The organism is Modestobacter sp. DSM 44400, assembly GCF_900107175.1.
Lineage (GTDB): Bacteria > Actinomycetota > Actinomycetes > Mycobacteriales > Geodermatophilaceae > Modestobacter.
Genome location: NZ_FNOZ01000010.1, coordinates 53,287 through 66,640, shown reverse-complemented (window position 1 = coordinate 66,640; position 13,354 = coordinate 53,287). Strand labels below are relative to the sequence as shown.

The following is a 13,354-nucleotide window of genomic DNA, read 5'->3' as shown; positions in this document are numbered from 1 at the left end:
TTAGCGGGCGACGGCCGCGGGCCGGACGGCCAGCAGCCTCATGTCGCGGCCGAACCCGGCCCGCGCCCGGGCCACCCGCCGGCTGGAGGTCAGCACCGGGCTGGCCGGGGTGCGCAGCACCCCCGCACCCGACCGCACCAGGGCGGTCACCAGCGCGCGGTCCTCGTCCTCGCCCACCGGCGGGAAGCCCCCGACATCGAGATAGGCACTTCCCCGCACGCCGAGGTTGGCCCCGTGCACGTGCGGGTGGACAGCGTCCACACCGCCGGCCCGCCAGGCGTCGTAGGTACGGGCGAACTCCGCGGCCCCCCCGGGCGGATGACCCGACCAGTCGGCAACGGCCACCGTGCCCAACAGCGCCTGCACCCCGGCCTCGGCAGCGGTCCGGTGCAGCACCAGCCAGTTCTCGGGCACCCGGCTGTCGGCGTCGGTGCTGGCCAGCCACACCCGATCGGCGGGCACCCGGCCGCGGGCGGCCTGGCCGAGCAGGTGCCGCGCCCCGAGGTCCCGGGCGGCTCCCACATTCCCTCCGGGAGCGCTCCGGCTCAGCACGGTCGCCCCGGCCTCGGCAGCCCGGTCGACGGTGCCGTCGCAGCACCCGTCGGCGACCACCACGACCTCGACGGTCACCCCGGCCAGCCCGGGCGCCGCGGCCGCGACGGCCAGCGCGGCCAGGCAGGCGGGGAGCAGCTCCTCCTCGTCGCGGGCGGGGACCAGGACGCCGAGGACGTCGACCCCCCGCGCCGGCCCCCCGGCCGCCCCGGTCACCACAGCTGCTCCGCCGCGGCGACCGAGGCCGCCCGGACGTCGGCGGCAGGCGCCGCGACCCAACAGTCCAGCAGCAGGTCCGGCTCCTCGTGGGTGGCCACCCGCGGCCAGGGCAGTCCCGCGCGCAGCGTCTCGTGCACGGCGTCCCCGGTCTGCGGGTACTCGGGCACCGGGTGCCGCCAGTGCACGGCGAGCAGGGTGCCGTCGGGCCGCAGCGCCGTGCGCACCTGGCCCAGCAGCGTCTGCAGGTCCCCGGGGTCCAGGTAGTAGAGGACCTCGGAGAGCACCAGCAGGTCGACCGACGGCAGCGGCGTCGCCGGGGCGCTGGCCTGCTCCACCCGCACACCGGGGTGCCCCGCCAGCCGGGCCGTCGCGCGGGCCACCGCGGTCGCGCTGGTGTCCCAGGCGGTCAGCCGGTCGCAGCGCCCGGCCAGCCGGGCCGTCAGCTCCCCCACCGAGCAACCCACCTCGAGCCCGTCTCCGTAGCGCCGCCGTGGGAGCACCGCCGTCGACAGGTCGTACTTGCGGCGTTCGTACCAGCGGGTGCGCATCGACCAGGGGTCGTCCGCGACGGCGTACATCTCGTCGAAGAAGCCGGCGTCCAGGCTCATGCCGGCCCGCTCATGTCCAGCAGCACCTCGAAATCGCGGTCGAAGTGCGCCAGCACCTCCGGCGGCAGCACGGCCCGGTCGTCCGGCAGCGGGCCGAGTGGCCGGACCTGGGTGCCGAAGCAGTCCACGGCGGCGCGCTTGGCCGCCCGGACGGCGGGGGTGAGCGGCACGGCGCGCACCCGCCCCCAGGGCACCCGGTCGTCGTCGGGGACCGCCCAGTGCCAGGCCCAGACCGGGAACTGCCATACCGGCAGCCGGTGCGCCCCGGCTGCGGTCAGCGCGGCCCGGCCGACGGCCTCGTGGTCGGGGTGGGCGTGCCGGTCCAGGTCGAGAGGACAACGTCCGCCCCGACGATCGCGGGCCCGAGCGCCGCGGCGAGCTCGGCCGTGCAGCGCCCCAGCCCGGAGTCCGGCAGGCCCAGCCGCGTCGTCCGGGCCCGGACCCCGAGGGCCGCCAGCGCCCGGTCGGTCTCCAGCACCCGCAGCTCCGCGAGCCCCGTGGGGATAACTGCGGTGCTGCCCGGGTGGCTGGCCTCCCCGTCGGTGACCGCGACCAGGTGCACGGAGACGCCCGCGGCGGCCAGTCCCGCCAGCACCCCGCCGGCGCCGAGGACCTCGTCGTCGGGGTGGGCGGCGCAAACGGCGACCTCCCGCCATGAGGGGTCCGGCGTCCAGCGGGGCCAGTCCTGGGCGGGCAACCAGTCGGCCCAGCGCGACTCTTCGGTGCCAGGCGCTGCGATCCGGTCCTCCCCGCTCACCGGGCGGCCTGCTCGCGGACCAGGGCACCCAGGCCCGCGAGGTCCCGCTCCCCATGGTGCTGCCGGAGGTAGACGGTGAGGTCGGCGACCCGCTCGGCGTGCGCCCGGTCGTGCGCCAGCGGCGCGGCACCCAGCGCCCGGCCGACGACGGCGAGCACCTCCTCGCCGGTCCGGGCCACCAGCGCCCGCACCCGCTGGGCGCGCAGCTGCGCGTGGCCGCCCCGGTCCGCCGGGTCGGCGTCCACCTCCGCGGCGGCTGCCTCCAACGCCGTCCCGGCGGCGTGCAGGGCGACGTCGACCGCGCCCAGGGCGGCGTCGCGGAGCGGGTCCGGCCCGCGCCGGGCGGCGGCGTCGGTGAGCGTGCCGGCGACGCCGCGGGCACCGCCGAGCCACACCGCGGCAACCCCGATCCCGCCGTGCCGGAAGCCGGGACGGTCCAGGTAGGCGCGCGGCCCGCCGACCGGGACCGCCGGGACGTCGGCGAACTGCACGTCCGCGGTGTCGCTGCCGGCCATCCCCGGGTTGACCCAGACCCCCGGGTCCGGCCGCACGCCGTCGGCGGTCAGGTCGACGAGGACAGCCGTCGGCCGTCCGGTGCCTGCGCGGTCACCAGTGCCCCGGTGAGCACCCGCGCGCCGGAGCACCAGCACTTGGGGCCGTCCAGGCGCCAGCCGCCGGACCCCTCGGTGGCGACCACCGCGGGACCGGGCGGCTCGGCCGCCCAGACGCCCAGCCGCGCGCCCGGGGGCAGGACGGGCAACCCCAGGTCGGCCAGGACGGCCAGGGCGTCGGCGTGGCCCTCGGCCAGCCGGGCCAGCGGCAGGTCGCGTTCTCCGAGCTCGGCGAGGGCCCGCCACCGCTGCAGGGTGGCGCCGGAGCCTGGCAGCGGGAGGGACCAGCCGGCATCGAGGAGATCCACGAACGACGAGGCCGCGCGCGAGACGGCGTCCTGGCGCTGGACCCGGCCCTGTTCACCGGCGTCCAGCGAGGTCGACACCCGCAGGCGCTACCCCCCGCGCACAACGAGAAACGCTGGGTACCGTCCACCGGCGCGCGGTCCGCAGGTGTGCAGAGTCGGTCGTCGCGGTAGAACAGGCCGGGGTGGTCGCCGTCCGGCGGCCGCAGGGACGACGATCGGAGAAGCCATGGCGCTCGACGACGACGACATGACCAGCACGGAGGGCCCGGCCGACTCCGGTGCCGGCGAGGGCAAGCCCGGCCAGCACGACGCCGGTGCGGACGCCGGCGCGGACGGCGGCGCGGACGCCGGTGCCGACGGCGGTGCGGACGGCGGTGCCAAGGGCGGCACCGAAGGCCCCGCCGACTCGGGTGCTGCCGACAGCGGTGCCGCCGGCCAGCACGACGGCGGCGCGGACGGTTCCGCCTGACGACGAGCCCGACCACGCAGGACCGGGCGCCGTCCTCCCCGAAGGGCGGCGCCCGCCCGGCCCTGCGTCGCTGCATCCGCGTCGACCCGCAGGTCTTCGCCGCGGAGCACTGGTCGCGCCGGCCGTTGCTCTCCAGCGCCGCGGAACTGAGGGGCACCTTCACCGACCTGCTCACCCTCGACGCGGTCGACGAGCTGTTGAGCACCCGCGGGCTGCGCACCCCGTTCCTGCGCATCGCCAAGGACGGCGCCGTCGTCGACCCCTCGCGCTTCACCAGCCCGCAGGGCGCCGGTGCCGAGGTCGCCGACCAGGTCTCCTCCGACGCGGTGCTCCGGCTGTTCGCCGAGGGCAGCACCGTGGTCCTGCAGGGCCTGCACCGGCTCTGGCCGCCGCTGATCGACTTCGCCGGCCAGCTCGCCGCCGACCTCGGGCATCCCACGCAGGTCAACGCCTACATCACCCCGCCGTCCTCGCGCGGGTTCTCCCCGCACTACGACGTGCATGACGTGTTCGTGCTGCAGGTGGCCGGGGAGAAGCACTGGACCATCCACGAGCCGGTGCTTCCCGACCCGCTGCGCAGCCAGCCCTGGACCGACCGGCCGGACGAGGTCGCCGCCGCCGCGGAGCGCCCGCCGGTGATCGACACGGTGCTGCGGCCCGGCGACGCCCTCTACCTCCCGCGCGGCTATCTGCACTCCGCCGTCGCGCTGGGCCGGATCAGTGCCCACCTGACCGTCGGCGTCCATCCCGTCACCCGGTGGGGAGCGGTGGAGTCCGCCCTGGACCTGATGCGCACCCTGGCCGCCCAGGACGAGGAGCTGCGCGGCTCACTGCCGCTGGGCGTGGACCTGGCCGATCCGGACGCCGCCGCCGAGGACGTCGCCGCGGTGCTGGCCGGGCTGCACCGGTGGCTGGACCGGATCGACCCGGCCGACGTGGCCGACCGGCTGCGCGCCCGCACCTGGGGCCAGGTGCGTCCGCAGCCGGTGGCACCGCTGGCGCAGTCCGCCGCGGCCGCCGCCCTGGACGGCGACACGGTGCTGCAGGTCCGCCCGCTGCTGCGCCTCCAGCTCCACGAGGCCGTCGGCGACCGGGTCACCCTGATCGCCGGGCGTCGTTCGCTGGAGCTGCCGGCGGCGACCCGCCCGGCCGTGGCCGGGCTGCTGGCCGCCGGCGAGCTCCGGGTGGGCGACCTGCCCGGTCTGAACCCCGAGGGGCAGGTGCGGCTGGGCCGCCGGCTGGTCACCGAGTCGATCGCGGTCGTGCCCGGCGCGACCCCCGATCCGCGGCCGGACGGCGACAGGCACGATGGGGGCCGTGGGTGACATCCCGGCACAGCCGACGGGGTCGGAGCACCGCCTGTCCGCCCGGGTGAGCGGGGACGCCGACGCCGCGACGGCGCCGTCCCGTCCGGTGGGCCGGCTGGAGCCGTCCCGGTGCTCGGTGCAGGCACTGTTGCGCGGTGACTCCCCGACCGCCACCGCGCCCCCGGCCCACCGCTGGCTGCTGGTGGAGCAGCCCGGCCCGTGGGGGCGCGACGCGCTGCTGGAGTCCCGGTTCGACCAGCAGGTCGCGCCCCGGCTGGCGGCCCGGGCGCGGGAGGCCGGCGTCCGGATCCAGTTGGTGCGCCGTCCCGGGAACCGGCTGTCGGACTCCGGCCACCGCTGGGCGGTGGCCGACACGACGCCCGGGGTGGAGACGGTGTGGTGGTCGACGCGGACGAGCGACGCCGAGTTGCTGGACGCCCCCTGGGACGGCAGCGCGGGCACGCCGTCGCAGACCCCGACCTACCTGGTGTGCACCCACGGCGCGCACGACGTCTGCTGTGCGGTGCGCGGCCGGCCGCTGGCCCGGTCGCTGCCGACCGACCCCGGCGACGTCTGGGAGACCAGCCACCTGGGTGGCGACCGGTTCGCCGCCAACGTGCTGGTGCTGCCGCACGGGCACGTCTACGGCCAGGTGCCCGACGACGGCGAGGAGCTGGTCTACGCCACTGAGCAGGGCCAGGTCGTGCTGCCGTGGCTGCGTGGGCGGGCCGGGCTGTCCGCCCCCGTTCAGGCCGCGCAGCAGCACGCCCGCGGCCGGCTGGGGCTGCTGGCGGTCGGTGACCTGCGGCCGCGCGGCGTCCAGACGTTGCCCGCGCCCGCGGCCGGGGTCGAGCGGTGGGCGGTCACGCTGGCCGGCCCGGACGGCGACGTCGTGGTCACCGTGGAGAGCCGCATGTCAGAGCAGGCCGCCCACCTGACCTGCGCCGCAGCCCAGCCGGGGCGCTCGCGGACCTGGCACCCCCTGGAGCTGCGGGTGGCGCAGCCGGCCACATCCGCCTGACCGGCGTCAGCCCAGCGCGGCGCCGCGGGCCATGAGCAGCGGGATCGCCAGCTCCGTCGCGGTCAGCGACCCGTGGTGGGCGGCGAGCCGCGAGGGGACCGGTTCCCGCTGGGTGGCGACCATCGCCCAGCTGCCCCGGGCGAGGGCGACGACGTCCCCGATCCGCGCGGCCAGCCCGGGTTCGACCGGTCCGAACACGCCACTGTCGATGGCCTCCTCGCGGCTGACCACCCAGGCCCGATGGGCGAGGGCGGCGCGCCAGGTGGCGAGCACGTCGTCGGTGGCGCCCGGGCGGGCGTGCACGTAGCGGGCGCGGGGCTCCCCGGCCAGCACCCGGACGCCCTCGGCCAGCTCGGGCACGTCGTCGACGTCGAAGCGGGTGTGCTCGGGGACGTCGAGCATGCCGTGGTCGGCGGTCACCAGCAGCGCACCGTCGTCGGGGAGGCCGGCGACCAGCTGGTCGACCAGGCGGTCGACCAGGCCGAGCTGGTTGCGCCAGGCGGGCGAGTCGACGCCGCGGACGTGGCCGGTCAGGTCGAGGTCGGCGGTGTAGCCGTAGACCAGGGACCGCGGGGCGGCGGTCAGCGCCTGGTGCACACCGGCGACCAGGTCGCCGGCGCTGTAGGCGGCGGCGTAGTGGGCGCCGCGATAGGCCGCGCGGGTCAGACCGGAGCGGGCGAAGGTGTGCGGGCCGACGACGGTGCTGGCCATCCCGGCCGCGGCGGTCTGCTCGAACACGGTGGGCACGGCCTGCCACTGCAACGGGTCGGGGTCGTCGGTCCAGCGCACGTGGTCGAGCGTGCGGTCTTCGCCGGGCACGTCGGTGACGAAGCCGAGCACGCCGTGGGCGCCGGGGGGCCGGCCGGTGCCGAGGGTGGTGAGACTGACCGGGGTGGTGCTGGGGCAGGGGGCGCCGAGCACCCCGGCCGGGGCGGCCAGCTGGTTGAGGACAAGTGCCTGCGCCGGGTGGGCCCGGACCAGGTCGGCGCCGAGCCCGTCGACGAGCAGGACGGCGACGCGGCGGGCGCCGGCCAGCGCGCCGGTGAGGTCGAGCGGGTCGGCCGGGAGGTCCCCGCGCGCGATCGGCACCCCGAGGGCGGCCGCGACGCCGGGGAGCACGTCGGCGAGGTTCGCGGCCCCGTAGACCGGCCGCTCCAGGTCGGTGGGCAGTGGAAGGACCCCGTCCTCCCCACCCTTCGCACGCTCAGGGCGGGACCCGGGACGGGGCCGGACGGGCGGGAACGTCACGGGCGAGTGGCCAGCACGTGCAGACCGGTGGCGACGTCCCGGTAGGGCGAGGTGCCGGCCAGGGCGAGTTCCAGGTTGCGGACGGCGGCCGGGGCGGCGCCGGAGGAGGCGCTGAGCAGATCGGCGACGACGGAGATGCCGCGCCACTCCCCCGGCAGCAGCCCGGCGCCGGTGACCAGGTCGAGCAGCTCCGGCGGGCTGAACCGGCGGCGGGCCGGACGGGACCGGCCGGGTGCGGGGTCGGTGTCGTCGAGCAGCGCCCGGGCCTCCACGGGGTGGCCGGCGACGGCGCGGGCGAGCACTGCACCGGCGCGGTTGGCCGTGGCGATGGACAGCTGCCCGCCGGGGCGCAGGGCGGCGGCAATCTCCCGCAGCGTGCTCACCGGGTCGTCGACCACCTCGAGCACCGAGTGGCAGAGCACGAGGTCGAAGTTCCCCTCCGGCCCGGCCTCCTGCGCTCCCGCCTGCACCGCCCGGCCGGAGGCCGCGAGGACGGCGTGCATCCGGTCGCCGTCGCCCTGCACGCCGCGGACCCGGCTGCCCACGCCGGCGGTGTCGGCCCGGCGGTGCAGCGTGGCCAGGGCGTCGGCGCTGGGGTCGATGACGGTGACGTCGTGCCCGAGCTGGGCCAGCGGGACGGCGAACATGCCGCTGCCACCGCCCACGTCCAGCACCCGCAGCGGAGTGCCGGCGTCGACCACCGGGGACAGCGCGGCCCAGATCGCCGCGGTCCGGGCAGGGGACTGCGCGCCGGCGGCGGGCTCAGGTGATGGCACCCCGCGGAGCCTAGTGGCGGGCGGGGCGGGTCACCTCGCATGGAACAGCCCGCGACCAGCGCCGCCGCCATCGGGGACGGCACGGTGCAGACCGCAGGCGACGTCGACAGGTAGTTCGCGGACGTGCTGGTCGGCCGGGTGTCCATGCTCGCCCACCATCCGGTCAAGTCGATGCTCGGCGAGGTCCTTCCGAAGGTCGAGGTCGGCGAACGCGGTCTCGCCGCTGACCGTGCCTGGGCTGTCTACACCGCCGACGGTGGCATCGTGAGCGGCGAGACCACCCGTCGATTCCGCCGCGTCGATGGGCTGCTGCAGGTATCGAGCCCATCTCGATGGACAGCGTGAGCCGTTGGTGGTGTTCCCTCAGGGACCAGCCACCGGGGCGGGGGATGCTGCAACCGACCGACTGATGAGTGCGGCTGTGGGTCGACCGGTGCAGCTGCGCCGCGAGTCGGACATTCGTCACCGCGACGAGTCCCCAGTGCACGTGCTCACCACCGGGTCGGTCGAGCACCTGAGTCGGCTGGTCGGCCAGCCGATCGACGCACAGCGATTCCGCGGGAACGTCTTGATCGAGACCGTCGCGTCCGATGGATTCGTGGAAGACAGCTGGATCGGTCGACGTCCACGACCTCCAGCTGGGGGCTGCAGGCCCACGTCCAGGGCACCGGCACCATCTGGAACGGGAACGTGGTCCGGCCGCTGTGAGCAACGCCGTCCACGCTGCAGCCGGACCTACCCCTAGCTCGGTGGCGGCCTCGCTGCCGGTGCCGCCGGTGCCTGCTCAGCGCCTGCTCAGCGCTGCTCAGCGTCCCGAACTGCCCGGGCTGGAGTGCCACAGCTTGCGCGGGGCGATCTTGGCGTCGTCGCCGGCCGGCTTGATGTCGGCGTAGGGCGACATCCGGAACCCCGTCGGATGTACCAGCACCGGCCGGACCACCACCGGACGGGGACCGTGCGAGGCAGCCGCCCCGGCGATCGCCTGCTCGGTGTAGGCCCCCGGCGCGGCCATCAGCTCGGCCACCGCGTCCAGGCCGCCGATCTCCCACGCCTCGTGCAGCGCCGGCAGCTCCCAGGCGCCGGTCGCCCGCATCGACACCCCCCGCGGCCCGGTGCGCCGCATCACGCCGCGGATGACCAGCAACCACCCGTGGAAGACCGTCGCGGCGTAGGGACCCTGCACGTCCTCGAAGAAGGTCGAGTCCGCACACCCGGTGCCGTCGTCCAGGGTCACGAACACCACCCGGCGCCCGGACCGGATCGGCGGGGTCTGGGTCGCCACCTTCACCCCGGCCACCAGCACCTCCGCCCCGCTCCGGCAGCCGAGCAGCTCACCGGCCGGGACGGCACCCAGCGCAGCGAGGAACGGCCGGTAGTCCTCGATCACGTGCCGGCTGGCGTCCAACCCCAGCACCTCCAGCTCGGCCCGCACCCGCTCGGCGTCGGTGAACTCCGGGAGGCCACTGGAGACGAACTCCGGCTGGTCGCCCTCGGCCTCCTCGACTGCGAAGAGGTCGAGGCCCAGTTGCCCGGTGCTCTTAGCCCGGGCGCCGGAGCGGCTCCACCGGTCGAGCTCGCCGATCTGCAGGAGCAGGTCGCGGCGGGTCAGCTGCTCCCGGCGCCGGGCCGGCCGCCCGCCCTCGCTGTCGCGCACCTCGAAGCCGTAGACCGAGTCGAACCCCCCGGCCAGCACCAGCCGCTCCACCACCGGCCGGGATACCCGGGCCCGCTGCCAGAAGTCGGCCAGCGAGCGGTAGGGCCGCCCGTCGGTGATGCGCGCCACCTCCTCATCCGTGATGCCCTTGACGTCGGCCAGCGACAGCCGGATGCCGTACCGGCCCGGGTCGGGCATCGCCGGCGGCATCCACGCCGGCCGAGGACCCGGCGCGCCGGGCTCCTCCTCGGCCGGCTCCTCCACCCGCTCCAGCCGGTAGGTGCCGGTGGAGGCGTTGACGTCCAGACCCAGCACCCGGACCCCGAAGTTGCGGGCGTCGTCGAGGATCAGCCGCTTGGGGTACATCCCGGGGTCGTGGGTGAGCACGCCGGCCAGGAACGCCGCAGTGTGGTGGGTCTTCAACCAGGCCGACTGGTAGGTGGGCAGCGCGAAGGCCGCGGCGTGGGCCTTGCAGAAGCCGAACGAGCCGAAGGCGACCAGCACCTCCCACACCTGCAGGGCCACCGCAGGTGCGAAGCCGTTGTCCAGAGCCCGGGGCAGGAACCAGGCCCGCACCTCCGGATGGGCGTCCTTCTCCCCCAGCGCCCGGCGCACCTCGTCGGCCTCGGCCAGGCTGCAGTCGGTCATCACCGACACGATCTGCAGCACCTGCTCGTGGAAGACGACCACGCCGGCGGTCTGCTCCAGCGCCGGCTGCAGCGCCGGGTGCGGATAGACCGGCGCCCGCCAGCCGTTCCGGGCCATCAGGAACGGGGTGACCATGTCGCTCTTGACCGGCCCGGGCCGGAACAGCGAGATGTCGACGATGAGGTCCTCGAACGTCTGTGGACCGAACTTGCCGACCAGCTCCCGCTGCCCGGGTGACTCGATCTGGAACATGCCGAGGGTCCGGGTGCTGCGGATCAGCTCGAAGGTCGTCGGGTCGTCGCGCGGAACGGCGTCGATGTCGACCTGCTCCCCGTCGACCCGGGCCACCTCGTCCATGGCGTGCGCGATCGCCGACTGCATCCGGATGCCCAGCAGGTCCAGCTTGAGCAGCCCCAACTCCTCGACGTCGTCCTTGTCGAACTGGCTCATCGGATAGCCGAGGTAGCTGCTCTCGACCGGGGTGCGGTCCAGCAGCGTGGCGTCGGACAGCAGCACCCCGCACGGGTGCAGGGCGATGTGCCGGGGCAGGCCGTCGAGCCGGGCGACCAGGTCGAAGAGCAGGTCCAGATCACCACTACCGCCACTTCGCTTGGAGCCCAGCCGGCTGGCCCGCAGCTCCGGCAGGTCGCGCAGCGCGGCGTGCACCTGATTGGCCCGGATGTGCGGGAACGCCTTGGCCACCGTGTCGACCTCGCCGGCCGGCAGCCCGAGCGCGGCGCCGACGTCACGGATCGCGTGCCGCACCCGATAGGTGTCCATCATCGAGATGCAGCTGACCCGGTGGGCCCCGAAGCGGGCGATCACCGCGTCGTAGACCTCCATCCGCCGGGCGGACTCCACGTCGATGTCGATGTCTGGCAGCTGGTGGCGCAGTGGGGAGAGGAAGCGCTCCATCAGCAGGCCGTACCGGATCGGGTCGACGTCGGAGATGCCCAGCAGGTAGGTGACCAGGCTGCCGGCGCCCGAGCCACGGGCCGCCGCCCGCACCCGCAGCTCTTTGATCAGGCCGACCACGTCGGCGACGGTGAGGAAGTAGGAGGGGTAGCCGAGCTGGTCGATCACCGCCAACTCCTCCTCCAGCCGTTCGCGCACCGCGGCCGAGGGCACCATCCCCCGGCGGCCGAAGCCGGCCTCGCAGCGGGCCCGCAGCACCGCCGAGGGCCCCATGCCCTGCTCGGCCGCGGTGGTGACCACGTCGAGCTCGGGGTAGCGCACCGTGCCGATGCCCAGGTCGGCGCGGATGTCGACGGCGCACTGCTCGGCGACCCGCGCGGTGGTGGTCAGCAACTGCTGTGCGGCGTCCCGGTCGGGACCGGTGAGCTCCTCGGCGAGGGTGGCCATCTCCTTGCCCGACTTCAGATAGCCCTCGGCGGTGCGCCGGTCGACGTGCCGCTGCCCGAGCGGCACCAGCCGGCGGGCGGCGTCCAGCACGTCGGCGGTGGGGGCGTCGAGGGCGTCGACGTAGCGCACCGCGTTGGTGAGCACCGCCGGCACCCCGGCCTCGGCGGCCAGCCGCAGCATCGCCTGCGCCCGGGAGCGGTCGCCCTGCCCGCGGTGGTGCACGACCTCCAGCACCAGCGCACCGGGGCCGAACACCGCCCGCCAGGACGCCAGCCGGGCGTGCGCCAGGTCGGCGCGGCCGGCGGCGAGCGCCCGGCCCACGGAGGAGTCCGGGCCCAGCACCGCCAGCAGCCCGGGGGCGTGCGCGCCGGCGACGGTCAGCGAGCTGACCGGTTCCCCGCGGGTGCCCCCGAGATGGGTGGCGCTGGTCAGCCGGCACAGCGACGCCCAGCCGGCGCCGTCGCGGGCCAGGAAGGTGACCCGCGGTAGCCGCGGGTCGACGCTGGCCCCGCCCCTGGCCGGGGACCGGCGGCCGGCAGGGTGGTCGGCCCGCCCCCGGGCGGCAGCGGCCGAGAGGACGTGACCACCTGGACGCCGCGCGCCGGCGCCCGGCCCGGCGGCCGGGTCGCCCGGCTCGCCACCGGCGACCGGGTCGACGACCAGGTCGACGCCGAACAGTGGCCGGATGCCTGCCGACCGGCAGGCCAGGGCGAACTTCACCGCGCCGTAGAGACCGTCGCGGTCGGTGAGCGCCAGCGTCCCCATGCCGTGCTCGGCGGCCCGGGCGACCAGGTCGGCGGGGTGGTTGGCGCCGTAGCGCATCGAGTAGCCGGAAGCAACGTGCAGGTGGACGAACGGGTCGCTCATGCCCTTCCCGTGCCCGACGAACGGCGTCCGGTGCCCGGCTGGCCCACCGACCGCAGGCGCCCGGCCGGCGGCTCGGGCGTGGGCCGGCTGATCGTCGACTCCACGACCCGGAGGAAGGTGCCCACGTCGCGGACCAGGTCGTCGGCCTCCCGCTCGGTGACGGCGGAGGACAGCCCGGCCTCGGCGGCGGCGCGCTTGGCCGCACCGGCGGCGAAGAAGGCTGCCCACTCCCCCAGCTCGGGAGCGACCTGGCTGATGAGCACCCAGGCACTGCGTGGCCGGCGACGGCCGGTCTCCGGCCCGGTCCGGGTGGCGAGCACCGCGGCGGCGCCGCGCAGCGCGGCCAGGTGGGCGGTCGCGTAACGCCAGCCGGCGTCGCGGCTGGCGGCGGCCTCGGTGAGCCCACGGTGCGCCTGCCCGAGCAACTGAGCGGCGGCCGGCGACAGCGGCGGGAGCAACGGCAGCTGGTCGGGGGCGAGGGACAGAGCGGCGGCCATCAGTCGTGCACCCGCACGAGCAGCCACTGGTTGCCCGTCGGCTCCCAGGACAGGTCGAACACCCCGGCGAAACTCATCCGCGACCGGCCGGCCCGGACGGCCTCGACCCGCCACACCTGCCGGGTGGCCACCAGCTCGGCGGACGCCCCGCCGCGGCCGGCGCCCTCACCCGGCTGCCACCAGGGTGCGGTCTCCACCCAGGAGTCGAGCAGTTCCCCTACGACGTAGCGGCCCTGCCCGCGCCAGAACTGGGCCGGCCCGTGCGGCCCCTGCTCGACCTGCACCTCTTCACCGACGTGGCCACCGGCCCCGACGAGCACTCGGCTCATGACAGACTCCGCAACTCTCTCGCCCCACCGCGCGCCCCCGGGCCGGCCCGGCGGGGAAGCGCACAAGGCGGCGCCCGGGCCGGCGACAGGGTCGCCGGTGTTCGAACAGGTGTTCGAACAC

16 protein-coding genes are annotated in these 13,354 nt (G+C 76.1%); 5 read left to right on the top strand and 11 right to left on the bottom strand.

Annotated elements, in window-relative coordinates; all coding sequences use genetic code 11:
* From BLW04_RS09020 to BLW04_RS27470, 6 genes are all read right to left on the bottom strand, one after another.
* A complete protein-coding gene (locus BLW04_RS09020) occupies positions 1-768 on the bottom strand; it encodes a glycosyltransferase family 2 protein (protein ID WP_091539100.1) in 768 nt (255 codons plus the stop codon).
* Positions 765-1,379 (bottom strand): class I SAM-dependent methyltransferase, encoded by a 615-nt coding sequence (locus tag BLW04_RS09015; RefSeq protein ID WP_091538910.1) that lies wholly within the window; start codon positions 1,377-1,379, stop codon positions 765-767. The genes BLW04_RS09020 and BLW04_RS09015 overlap by 4 nt, the downstream gene beginning before the upstream one ends.
* Positions 1,376-1,573 carry a hypothetical protein gene (locus tag BLW04_RS27485; protein WP_217630943.1) on the bottom strand — a complete coding sequence of 66 codons (198 nt, stop codon included), beginning with the start codon at positions 1,571-1,573 and terminating at the stop codon, positions 1,376-1,378. Before BLW04_RS27485 ends, BLW04_RS09015 begins: the two co-directional genes overlap by 4 nt.
* 80 nt (positions 1,574-1,653) lie before the next feature.
* Complete coding sequence (locus BLW04_RS27480; RefSeq protein WP_217630942.1) at positions 1,654-2,136, bottom strand: PIG-L deacetylase family protein; 483 nt, start codon at positions 2,134-2,136, stop codon at positions 1,654-1,656.
* Positions 2,133-2,687, bottom strand: a complete 555-nt coding sequence (locus BLW04_RS27475) for a hypothetical protein (protein ID WP_217630941.1) — start codon at positions 2,685-2,687, stop codon at positions 2,133-2,135. The genes BLW04_RS27480 and BLW04_RS27475 overlap by 4 nt, the downstream gene beginning before the upstream one ends.
* 11 nt (positions 2,688-2,698) lie before the next feature.
* Positions 2,699-3,133 (bottom strand): acyl-CoA dehydrogenase family protein, encoded by a 435-nt coding sequence (locus BLW04_RS27470; protein ID WP_217630940.1) that lies wholly within the window; start codon positions 3,131-3,133, stop codon positions 2,699-2,701.
* 148 nt (positions 3,134-3,281) lie between these two features.
* On the opposite strand from BLW04_RS27470, the gene BLW04_RS09000 reads away from it, so the two are divergent.
* The 3 genes from BLW04_RS09000 to BLW04_RS08990 all read left to right on the top strand — a co-directional run bounded on the left by BLW04_RS09000 (position 3,282) and on the right by BLW04_RS08990 (position 5,852).
* A complete protein-coding gene (locus tag BLW04_RS09000; protein ID WP_091538907.1) occupies positions 3,282-3,524 on the top strand; it encodes a hypothetical protein in 243 nt (80 codons plus the stop codon).
* Positions 3,525-3,649: 125 nt separating this feature from the next.
* The gene (locus BLW04_RS08995; protein ID WP_254781200.1) at positions 3,650-4,849 is read left to right on the top strand and encodes a cupin domain-containing protein; all 1,200 of its coding nucleotides are present in this window, start codon (positions 3,650-3,652) and stop codon (positions 4,847-4,849) included.
* Positions 4,833-5,852, top strand: a complete 1,020-nt coding sequence (locus BLW04_RS08990) for a sucrase ferredoxin (RefSeq protein ID WP_091538900.1) — start codon at positions 4,833-4,835, stop codon at positions 5,850-5,852. Before BLW04_RS08995 ends, BLW04_RS08990 begins: the two co-directional genes overlap by 17 nt.
* A 6-nt stretch (positions 5,853-5,858) precedes the next feature.
* Here the strand turns inward: BLW04_RS08990 and BLW04_RS08985 are convergent, their stop codons facing one another.
* Both BLW04_RS08985 and BLW04_RS08980 read right to left on the bottom strand, forming a co-directional pair.
* Positions 5,859-7,100, bottom strand: coding sequence for an alkaline phosphatase family protein (locus BLW04_RS08985; protein WP_091538896.1), 1,242 nt, complete (start codon positions 7,098-7,100; stop codon positions 5,859-5,861).
* Entirely contained in the window at positions 7,097-7,876 is a 780-nt protein-coding gene (locus BLW04_RS08980; protein ID WP_091538893.1) for a class I SAM-dependent methyltransferase, read from the bottom strand. The genes BLW04_RS08985 and BLW04_RS08980 overlap by 4 nt, the downstream gene beginning before the upstream one ends.
* Positions 7,877-8,014: 138 nt before the next feature.
* On the opposite strand from BLW04_RS08980, the gene BLW04_RS08975 reads away from it, so the two are divergent.
* Positions 8,015-8,221, top strand: coding sequence for an MOSC N-terminal beta barrel domain-containing protein (locus BLW04_RS08975; protein WP_175483968.1), 207 nt, complete (start codon positions 8,015-8,017; stop codon positions 8,219-8,221).
* A complete protein-coding gene (locus BLW04_RS29570; protein ID WP_091538887.1) occupies positions 8,178-8,621 on the top strand; it encodes an MOSC domain-containing protein in 444 nt (147 codons plus the stop codon). The genes BLW04_RS08975 and BLW04_RS29570 overlap by 44 nt, the downstream gene beginning before the upstream one ends.
* 60 nt (positions 8,622-8,681) lie before the next feature.
* On the opposite strand, the gene BLW04_RS08965 is transcribed toward BLW04_RS29570, so the two are convergent.
* The 3 genes from BLW04_RS08965 to BLW04_RS08955 are packed head-to-tail and all read right to left on the bottom strand — an operon-like array spanning position 8,682 to position 13,233.
* Complete coding sequence (locus tag BLW04_RS08965; protein ID WP_091538884.1) at positions 8,682-12,407, bottom strand: DNA polymerase III subunit alpha; 3,726 nt, start codon at positions 12,405-12,407, stop codon at positions 8,682-8,684.
* Entirely contained in the window at positions 12,404-12,904 is a 501-nt protein-coding gene (locus tag BLW04_RS08960; RefSeq protein WP_091538880.1) for an SAV_6107 family HEPN domain-containing protein, read from the bottom strand. The genes BLW04_RS08965 and BLW04_RS08960 overlap by 4 nt, the downstream gene beginning before the upstream one ends.
* Complete coding sequence (locus BLW04_RS08955) at positions 12,904-13,233, bottom strand: DUF6504 family protein (protein WP_091538877.1); 330 nt, start codon at positions 13,231-13,233, stop codon at positions 12,904-12,906. The genes BLW04_RS08960 and BLW04_RS08955 overlap by 1 nt, the downstream gene beginning before the upstream one ends.
* Positions 13,234-13,354 lie beyond the last annotated feature (121 nt).